The organism is Streptomyces sp. HSW2009, from assembly GCF_040240285.1.
Classification (GTDB): domain Bacteria; phylum Actinomycetota; class Actinomycetes; order Streptomycetales; family Streptomycetaceae; genus Streptomyces.
This window is the reverse complement of record NZ_JBEHZD010000360.1, coordinates 1-8,477: the sequence shown is the minus strand read 5'-3', so window position 1 is coordinate 8,477 and position 8,477 is coordinate 1. Positions and strand designations below refer to the sequence as shown.

Here is an 8,477-nt window from a genome sequence, read left to right as displayed (position 1 = left end):
TTTTTTTTGCCCGCCGCGCGGCCCCCCGCCCCCCCCCGGCGCGGCCCCCCCCGCCGGGGGCGGGGGCCCCCCCCCCCCCCCTGCCTGTTCGCCCTCGGCCGGCGGTCGGCCGGTGAACGCGTCCTTGATCGCGTGATCGGTCTGGTAGTAGAGCTGGGCCGCCTTGCTCATCTTCCCCTGCACGTCGCCGCATTCGCGCTGGAGAAGTTCGACCTTGCGCTTCCACGACTCGTAGACGCTGCGCTGCACCGTGGCGCTCAGCAACCCGACAACCGAGGCTTCCCCACCACCCGCCCCGTCCTGCCCCGCGGACAACCCACCGAAGGCGGAGCGCAGGTCCCCGGCCACCTCGCTGATCCCGGCGGACGCCTGGCTCCACGCGCGCTTGGACTGCCGTAACTGGCCGTCGCCGCCCTCGCCCTCCGAACTCGCCAAGCGCAGCCGAGTCGCGGTCTCCCCCTTGATCTCGGCCCACTCCTGCTGGAACGTCACCCGATTCCCCCTCAGCCCCACACGTCACGGCATGCACCGCTGACTCTTTGGAGCATGAACGTAACAGGCTGTGCGGGTCGACATGATCGCCGGGGCGCTCCTCCCGCCGCGCGACGCCCACGGGGCCGGCCGCCGCCCCACCGGCCGTTTTCTGACTAGCCGTCAGCCAGGCACTGCGATGGCATCCCGCGGCCGACGGGCCATGCCCATGCGGCAGTTCGCCCGTACCTACACGGCCGTTCGCCCACCGGCACCAACCGGCGCCGCCCCGCCCACCGCATCGACTCCCGCGCTCCCACCCGACGCCAGACGCCGTCGCAGCCGCTCCTTGGCCGCGGGCCACTCGTCGGCGAGCATCGAGTAGTAGACGCTGTCGCGCCAGGTGCCGTCCGGCATCGCCCTGTGGCGGCGCAACACGCCCTCGCGCTGGGCGCCGAGCCGGGCTATCGCCTCCTGCGAGCGCACATTGCCGTGGTGGGTCTTCCACTGGACGCGACCCACGCCCCACTCCTCGAAGGCGTGGGTCAGGAGCAGCAGCTTGGCCTCCGTGTTCACCGCCGTGCGCCACACGCCGCGGCCGTACCACGTGCCACCTATCTCCAGCCGCTCATCGCGCGCGCTGATGTCCAGGTAGGACGTCTGGCCGACGGCCCGACCGGTGTCGCGCAGCACGACCGCCCACAGGGCACAGCCCTTCCCCTGCTCGGCCAGTTCCTCCTCCACCAGGCGGCGCAGCTCGTCCTCCGTACGCGGAGTGGGAACGGACAGCCAGCGCCAGACCTCGTCATCGTCGCCACCGGCGCGGAAGAGATCGGGCACGTGGTCCAGCGTGAGCGGTTCCAGCCGGACCGTACGGCCTTCGATGATCGTGGGCATGAGGTTCACGGAGAGCATGCAAAAAGCCTAGGACGCGTTCGCACTAGAGGCAAGACATTTCTGAACTAGTGCAAAGTGGGAACCATCTTTCGCGCGCCCATGCCAACGACGGTCCGCCGACAGCAGCAGAAACAAGCCCTCCCCAGGCCGAACCGCCCAACGGGGCCAGCCTGGGGAGGGTCTGAGGAGGCGCGGAGAAGAGGAGTGGAGAGCGGGAGAGCGGGAGCGCGGGGAGGTCAGTCGATCAGTCTTGCGTCCCGCACAGCGCCTCGTCGGTCAGGCGCTGGACGGCCCGCTCGGACTTCAGCAACCACTCGTCGCTGGACGCCTTGCCGCTCGCGACGATCACCACACCGTGCTTGCCGTCGGAGGTAAAGCCGGTGCGTATGGTGCCGCCGTCCGTGTCACCGCCGTGCCCCCACCGGTAGCCGCCGCACGGCAGCGGCTGGCGCATCAGCCCCAACCCGTACTGCAAGCCCGGCATGACCTCGTCGAAGTCCGCCCCCACGGGAACGGTCCTGCGCATCTCGGCGAACTGCTTCTCCGGCAGCAACCGGCCGGTCACCAAGGCCGTGTAGAACCGGTCGAGATCGCGCTCGGTGGTCACCAGCGCGCCCGCCGCGTCTGCCCACGACATGCTGCGGACCGTGGTGTCCGTCATGCCCGTCGAGCCGGGGAACTGCTGGTAGGTGTGTGCGTGCGGGCCGTGCAAAAACGGATCGGCGCCCGGCGCGTACGTGCCCCGCAGGCCGAGCGGCTTGCTGATCCGGCGCTCGACCTCCGTCGCCCAGTCGTGCCCGGTGGCCTTCTTGATGATCATTCCGAGGAGTACGTATCCGGGGTTGGAGTAGTTCCACTTCGGGTTCGGGTCGTCCGGGTCGGCCGGTTCGAAGTCCGGGCGGTGCCGCAGCGAACCGGCGATGAGCTCGGCCGGTTCCACGCGCTCGAACCGGGTCCGCTCGAAGTCGGCGGCCGTCTCCCCGGTGTCTTCCGTACGGTCGTAGTTGTAGAGGCCACTGGTGTGCTGGAGCAGGTTCCTGACCGTGATGCGACGGCCGTCGTTGCCGTTTCCGGTGATCAGGCCGGGCAGCCAGTGGTCCACGCTGTCGTCGAGCGACACCCGCCCCTCGGCGACGAGTTGCAGCACGACGGTGGACACGAAGGACTTGGTGACGCTGGCGGCGCGGAAGGAGGCGCCGGCCGGCACGGGCCGCCCGGTGTTCAGCTCCGCCTCGCCGGCGCGAGCCGTCGTATGGCGGGAACCGTGGCGCACGTCGACGGAGACGTTGACGTACCCGGCATCGCGCAACGTGCGCTCCACCGCCCGCTGGAGCCGCCCCGTCGTGAGCGATGCGCCCGGGGCGGCGCGATCGGTGTCAACGGTCGAGGAAGAGGCGGGGGTTGATGCCGCGGACCGTGCGGGGGGGGGGGGGGGGGGGGCCCCCCCCCCCCCCCCCCCGGGGGCGGGGCGCCCCCCGCCCCCCCCCCCCCCCCCCCGGCCGGGGGGGGGCGGGGGGGGGCCCGGGGCGGGGCCGGGGGGGGGGGGGGGGGCGGGGGGGGGGGGGGGGGGGGGGCGGCCGGCCCCCCCCGCCAGGACCCCGGACACGGCCGCGACCAGCGCGGTCGCGGTGGCCGCGCGGAAACTCAGGGATGTGGTGCGTGTGTTCATGGTCCCTCAGCGTCCCGCCCACGCCACGCTCCCCACCATGCGGCGGGCGCCCCTCCTCGCACGGGGGGTATCCCCCGCAGCCTCGGGCCGCCCCCGGCCCGACCCGGTCCGCCGCGCGCCACGAGCCGGGCCGGCGCCCGCCGTACGCCTTTCCCAACGGCCGTCATAGGCCCCCAACACCCGCCGCACGCCTCACACTCCATGACCCATGCCGCACCAACGGCTGTCGTCCGCCGTACGCGGAGTGGCCGCATCCGCGCGGCGAACCCCGCCCGACGGTCCGGCCACAGCCGCCGCCTCCGCCTGTCGCAACGGCCCTCAACGAACCGTCACTGCCCGCTCCACCATGCGTGCCACTCCGCGGCCTGACGCCCACAAAGCGCCTCCCACCTGGGGACTCGTCCAGCGGCGGCGGCATTGTCACACCCCTCGCTTACGGTATGAGTCGAGAGGATCACGCAGGGCTCGACACTGCGAGGCTCGGGACGTACGGCGTACGGCGTGGGCGTGCGGCGCCGGGCGGAGCGGCGACCCTGCCGCGCCCGTTGCGGGCGGTACGGAACGGGTTCGCTGACGGCTGGGGCTTCCGCGGAAACGGCAAGCCGCAGGAGGGGTGACGGAGAGGGGAGGGGCAGGGTGGATTCGGTGTCCTTGGTGTCGGCGGTCGTCGCCGTGGTCGGGGCCGCGGTGACGGGGCTGCTCGGCTACTGGCAACAGCGCCGGCTGCACGCGCGCACGGAGCGCAACTACATGGAGCGCTACAGCTCCTCGCTGGCGCTTGCCGCCTACGACCTCCAGAGTCGGCTGTACAACATCCTCAACGGCTACGTGATCGACCGCTCCGGCCGTTCGTACGACGGGTATCTGACGAGCTTTCTCGTCCGGGGGAGCCCGGAGGAGGCGGAGCACGTTCGGCGCAGCACCGCGTTCGTCCTCGCGGAGTATCTGGGCTGGGCCGAGATCCTGCGCCGGGACATACAGTTCCTCAACCTGGGCGGCAGTCGGAGCAATCGACGGATCATGCGCCAGTTGGGGCAGATCAGTGCGTCCCTGGGCCGGATCTCGCCGACCAGCAACGAGCTCCGTGTGTTCCGCTCCCACCAGCGCGCGCTAGGCGAGCTGATGGTGCACCCGGACAGCGCGTCGGGGCAGCGGTGGTGCCTGGGCTATGCGGAGTTCTGCCGGCGGCTGGACCAGGACGAGGTCTTCAGGTCGTGGTTCGCACCATTGCTGACGGACGTCGACCAGTTGGCGACAGACGTCGCCCCGGCCCTGGCCCGCCTGGAGAAGTGGCAGAACGAACTGGTCGAACTGATCGACCTACTGGACCCGACCGCTGTCCACATACCCTCCCAGCGCAGCAAGTTCCATCTCGCGACGCGGCTGTCGGACATGTCGGGCCCTGCCTAGGCTGACACTGCCCGGGATCAGCCAGCTCCGGGGCCGACGCCTGCTCGGGCTACCCGCCCCCGGCCGACACTGCGGGCGACCCGGGCCACCCGGGTCACCTGACTGGTTCACCCCGTTCCACCGGTTCGCCCGCACGCTTCGCGTACCCGTCCAGCACGCCGCGCGACGCGAAGGGGAGGGCCTGCAACGCGGCGGGGCATCCGCTGCACGACCATTCCGTCCCTGACGAAGGGTGCGTCCACACACGGGTATGCCCACGCCACCACGACAGCCCGCCCCCATGGACTCTCCAACTCCCCGCCGCATGCGGCGACTTTGCTACGACGACCACATGGCGAAGACCGCCAAGGACCGCCCACGCACTCACACGCCCTACGCAACACGCCGCGACCGCGCCCCATCCGAGAATACTAACTACCCGTGTTTACATGGCAGTTGACGGCACCGGCGCGGCCCCAGACGCATCCGGAAGGCCCGAAGGAACCATGACGGAAGACGAAAGGCCACGCCGAACGGAACGGGCATCATCGTTCGCGGATTTGCCAATTCCGGTCTGTTGACTGCACGTTGGGGCAACAGACGCGTCCAGGCGCCTCACTTAAGGGCAACCTTTTGGACATGCAGGGCGTCACATACGCGTAAGCACAATTGATCAAGGCATGCCTGATCAACAACACCATGGGGGTAAACACATGCGACGGTGGGGCACCGCAGTGGCCGCACTCGCCTTGGCTGGCGCCGGGCTGACGGCGACTGCCGCTACGGCCTATGCCGCCACGCCGCCGACGAAGGCCGCGGCGGACATCGAACGCGACCCGATCTGGGGCCAGACGCCGGCAGGCACCGACCGGGACCCCATATGGGGCCAGGGCGCGGCCAACGGCGACCGGGACCCGATCTGGGGCCTGAATGAACGCGCAGCCTGCGACACGAACTGGGGCAGCGGAACCAAGACGGCCGCGCCGACCGAGTACGAGCCGCTGGTGAACATCAGGGCCGGCCAGCACCCCTGCTTCGACCGCCTCGTCTTCGACATCCGCGGCTCGGGCGGCAAGCAGGTCGGCTACCGCGTGGGATACGTCAACGAACTGCGCCAGGACGGTTCGGGCGACCTGATCAAGGTGGGCGGCGGCGCCATCCTTGACGTGCACGTGGCGGCACCGAGCTACGACCCGGCCACCGGCAAGCCGACGTACCCGGGCCGAGCAGGGCAGACGCTGCCCGGCGTGAACGTGTCGGGCTTCCAGACCTTCAAGGACACCCGGTACGCCAGCAGCTTCGAAGGCGACACGCAGATCGGCCTCGGCGTCCGCGCCAAGCTGCCGTTCCGAGTGACGCAGACCGACAACCACCTCATCGTGGACGTCGCCCACTCCTGGACCGCCACCCGCTAACGACCGGCCACCGCACCACCGGCGCCCAGCGCCACCCGGCCCCCTCCCAGCGCCCGCGCGCACCCCGGAACACCGCGCCCTCTGGCTCTGACACGAACACACTCGTGCAACACGCCAGAGAGCCGGCACCGGAGTGCGGCGGGCGCTGGGCTTTGGGTGGTGGGCTTTAGGTGGTGTGTGGTGGGCGGTGCGTGGTGGGCGGCGGGCTCTGTGCGTGGGGTTGTACGTGGGGGTGGGGGCCCTCCCCCCCCTCCCTCCCCTCCCCCCACACCCCAACCGACCTCAACCCATCAACCCATCAACCCATCAACCAGCCAACCCCTCTCACCCCACACCACTCACACCACCCCACCACCCAGCCACCCCACCCAACTCCACCCCACCCCACCGGCCATCCGCGGCCACCCCGCCCCACCAACCGTTCACCACCGCCCAAGCCACCCCATCCCACTCCTCCCCCGCGCTCTACCCCCTCCGCCGAGCCACGACGTACCCCTGTCGCGTTCGTTCGTAGGTCTCGGGTTCGCGGGTCAGGGTGGCTTGGGTGGTGAAGCCGGCCGCGTCGAGGTGTTGCGTGAGTTGGTCGGGCTGTAGGCGGTGGAAGTCGAGGGCGATGGTGTGGCCGAACGCCTCTGTGAGGTGGAGCGGCTCGTCACCGATCTGGAAGGCCAGGAGGAGGGGTGCGTCCGGGGCCAGTACGCGGTGGAACTCGGTCAGTACGGTCGGCACCAGCGCGGGTGGGATGTGGATCAGCGAGTACCAGGAGACGAGGCCGGCGAGCGCCCCGTCAGCCAGCGGGATATCGGCCATGGTGCCTTCGTCGAACCGCAGTTCCGGGTAGGTGCGCCGGGCCAGGGCGACCATCTCGGGCGACAGGTCGAGTCCGGAGACGTCCACTCCGAGCCCGTGCAGGTGGGCAGCCACCCAGCCGGGCCCGGACCCCACTTCCAGCACCTTTCCGCCGCCATCGGCCTGCACCACCCGCGCGAACGCCCCGAGCATCGCCAGGTCGAAGGGTTGGGATTCCAGTCCGGTGCGGAAGTGCTCGGCGTAGGAGACGGCGATGGCGTCATAGCCGTCCCTGGTGGTGTGGAGATATGAGGAGTCCGTCATGACCGTGGACTCTAACCCTGGGCCAGCAGGCCGTGGTCCTGGACCAGCGACGTTCGATCATCACCGCACCCCTCCCCTGGGCAGCACAGTTGGGCCTTGGAGTGCGGTGGTCCCGCACTGAGGTGAGCGTCTCATCGATCGCGTTTCTCTGCTGGTCGGCGTGGAAACGCGCCACCCACCCTCATCTCGTACGCCCCGCGCCGACCCACCAGTCACAGAAGTTGCGAAAATTCGTGGTCACCCTGGCATCGTGGCCACACCCGCACCCTGGCCACACCACCAGGGCCAACCCCATAACGGCCGGGGCCTACCCCGCTGCCGCGCGCAGGACCCGGGCCTCCTTCTCGGGGGTCAGGCCGACGCGGGAGCGGTCCGGGCGGTGCGGGGCCACCCCGCCGATGGCCTGGAGCCAGGTCCAGGTGTCGGCCGCCGTGTGGGCCAGCGGGCGGCAGCGCAGCCCGGCCGCCAGGGCCTTGGACACGTCGGTCCGGTACAGCGCGTCGTGCAGTTCGCCGCCCGGGGCCCACAGCGGGAGTTCCGTCCACGGTTCGACGCCCGCCGCCAGTAACGTCTCAGCCGCCACCCACCGCAGCGTCGCCTCCCCGCCGGTCACCCGTTGGCAGGTGGTGAGCAGTTCGTCCATGGTGGTGTGCCCCGACGGGCTGATCAGGTTGTACGCGCCGCCGAGCCCGGCCGCCCCCGCGTCCAGGCACCACCTGGCCAGATCGCGTACGTCCACGTACTGCAAGGGCGAGTCCCGCGGCCCCGGCGCCAGTACGAGACCGCCCTTGGCCATGCGCCCCAGCCACCACGGCAGCCGCCCGATGTTCTCGTACGGACCCACGATCAGCCCGGCCCGCACCAGCAGCGCGCGTTCGCCGAAGGCGGCGAGGGCGGCCAGTTCGCCGCCCCGTTTGGCCCGGGCGTAGTCCACGTCGGGGCCGGCGTCCGGGGAGGCGTCCACCACCGGCCCCTCCTCGTCGTGCCCGGCCGCCGACGGGTAGCGGTAGACGGAGCCGCTGGAGATGTAGACGTACCGCCCGGCCCGTCGGGCGAGCGCCGCGACCGCGTCCCGTACCACGTACGGCGCCTTGGACCAGGTGTCCACGACCAGGTCCCAACTGCGTCCGGCCGCAGGGCCGGTGTGCAGCGCCGCGAGCCCGTCCGGGGCCGTGCGGTCGCCGAGCAGTGCCTCGGCGCCCGGCGGCGCCGCATGGTGTCCCCGGTGGAAGACCGTGACCTCCCACCCCCGTGCCAGCGCCGCTTCCGTGATGGCGCGCCCCACGAACTCCGTCCCGCCCAGCATCAGCACTCTCATGGGCCGACTCTCCCGCCGACGGGCGGCCCGGGGGAATACCCGCACGCCCACAGCGGAATCGCGTTCCGCCTCTCCGTCGGGCGCCGCCCGACGCCCGCCCCCCCCCGCCCCCGACAAAGGCGCCCAGCGAAGATGACGACTCGTCAGGAGCGGCCAATAATCCCGCTCCGGCCCGCCACAGCGCGGTCCCCCGGCCGGTACCCCC

7 protein-coding genes are annotated in these 8,477 nt (G+C 71.2%); 2 read left to right on the top strand and 5 right to left on the bottom strand.

Features of this window, described 5'->3' with window-relative positions:
• The 3 genes from AAHZ94_RS23295 to AAHZ94_RS23285 all read right to left on the bottom strand — a co-directional run.
• Positions 1–492, bottom strand: a 492-nt coding sequence (locus tag AAHZ94_RS23295) for a hypothetical protein (RefSeq protein WP_349994938.1), incomplete at its 3' end; no start/stop codon positions are given.
• A gap of 228 nt (positions 493–720) precedes the next feature.
• Positions 721–1,386: a GNAT family N-acetyltransferase gene (locus tag AAHZ94_RS23290; protein WP_349994937.1), complete on the bottom strand. Its 666-nt coding sequence runs from the start codon at positions 1,384–1,386 to the stop codon at positions 721–723.
• Between the two features lie 226 nt (positions 1,387–1,612).
• On the bottom strand, positions 1,613–3,037 hold the full coding sequence (locus tag AAHZ94_RS23285) for a serine hydrolase domain-containing protein (RefSeq protein ID WP_349994936.1): 1,425 nt from the start codon (positions 3,035–3,037) through the stop codon (positions 1,613–1,615).
• A gap of 645 nt (positions 3,038–3,682) precedes the next feature.
• Between AAHZ94_RS23285 and AAHZ94_RS23280 the strand changes: the two genes are divergently transcribed.
• Together AAHZ94_RS23280 and AAHZ94_RS23275 are read left to right on the top strand one after the other, a co-directional pair.
• Positions 3,683–4,447 (top strand): hypothetical protein, encoded by a 765-nt coding sequence (locus AAHZ94_RS23280; RefSeq protein WP_349994935.1) that lies wholly within the window; start codon positions 3,683–3,685, stop codon positions 4,445–4,447.
• Positions 4,448–5,139: 692 nt separating this feature from the next.
• Positions 5,140–5,841 (top strand): AMIN-like domain-containing (lipo)protein, encoded by a 702-nt coding sequence (locus tag AAHZ94_RS23275; protein WP_349994934.1) that lies wholly within the window; start codon positions 5,140–5,142, stop codon positions 5,839–5,841.
• 465 nt (positions 5,842–6,306) lie between these two features.
• On the opposite strand, the gene AAHZ94_RS23270 is transcribed toward AAHZ94_RS23275, so the two are convergent.
• Positions 6,307–6,954: a class I SAM-dependent methyltransferase gene (locus AAHZ94_RS23270; RefSeq protein WP_349994933.1), complete on the bottom strand. Its 648-nt coding sequence runs from the start codon at positions 6,952–6,954 to the stop codon at positions 6,307–6,309.
• A 307-nt stretch (positions 6,955–7,261) separates the two neighbouring features.
• Entirely contained in the window at positions 7,262–8,272 is a 1,011-nt protein-coding gene (locus AAHZ94_RS23265; RefSeq protein ID WP_349994932.1) for an NAD-dependent epimerase/dehydratase family protein, read from the bottom strand.
• Positions 8,273–8,477 lie beyond the last annotated feature (205 nt).

What these genes read in the sequence shown, in the direction of transcription:
- AAHZ94_RS23290 (WP_349994937.1), bottom strand. Translation starts at nt 1,386, where the DNA reads ATGCTCTCCGTGAACCTCATGCCCACGATCATCGAAGGCCGTACGGTC.
- AAHZ94_RS23285 (WP_349994936.1), bottom strand. Translation starts at nt 3,037, where the DNA reads ATGAACACACGCACCACATCCCTGAGTTTCCGCGCGGCCACCGCGACC.
- AAHZ94_RS23275 (WP_349994934.1), top strand. Translation starts at nt 5,140, where the DNA reads ATGCGACGGTGGGGCACCGCAGTGGCCGCACTCGCCTTGGCTGGCGCC.
- AAHZ94_RS23270 (WP_349994933.1), bottom strand. Translation starts at nt 6,954, where the DNA reads ATGACGGACTCCTCATATCTCCACACCACCAGGGACGGCTATGACGCC.
- AAHZ94_RS23265 (WP_349994932.1), bottom strand. Translation starts at nt 8,272, where the DNA reads ATGAGAGTGCTGATGCTGGGCGGGACGGAGTTCGTGGGGCGCGCCATC.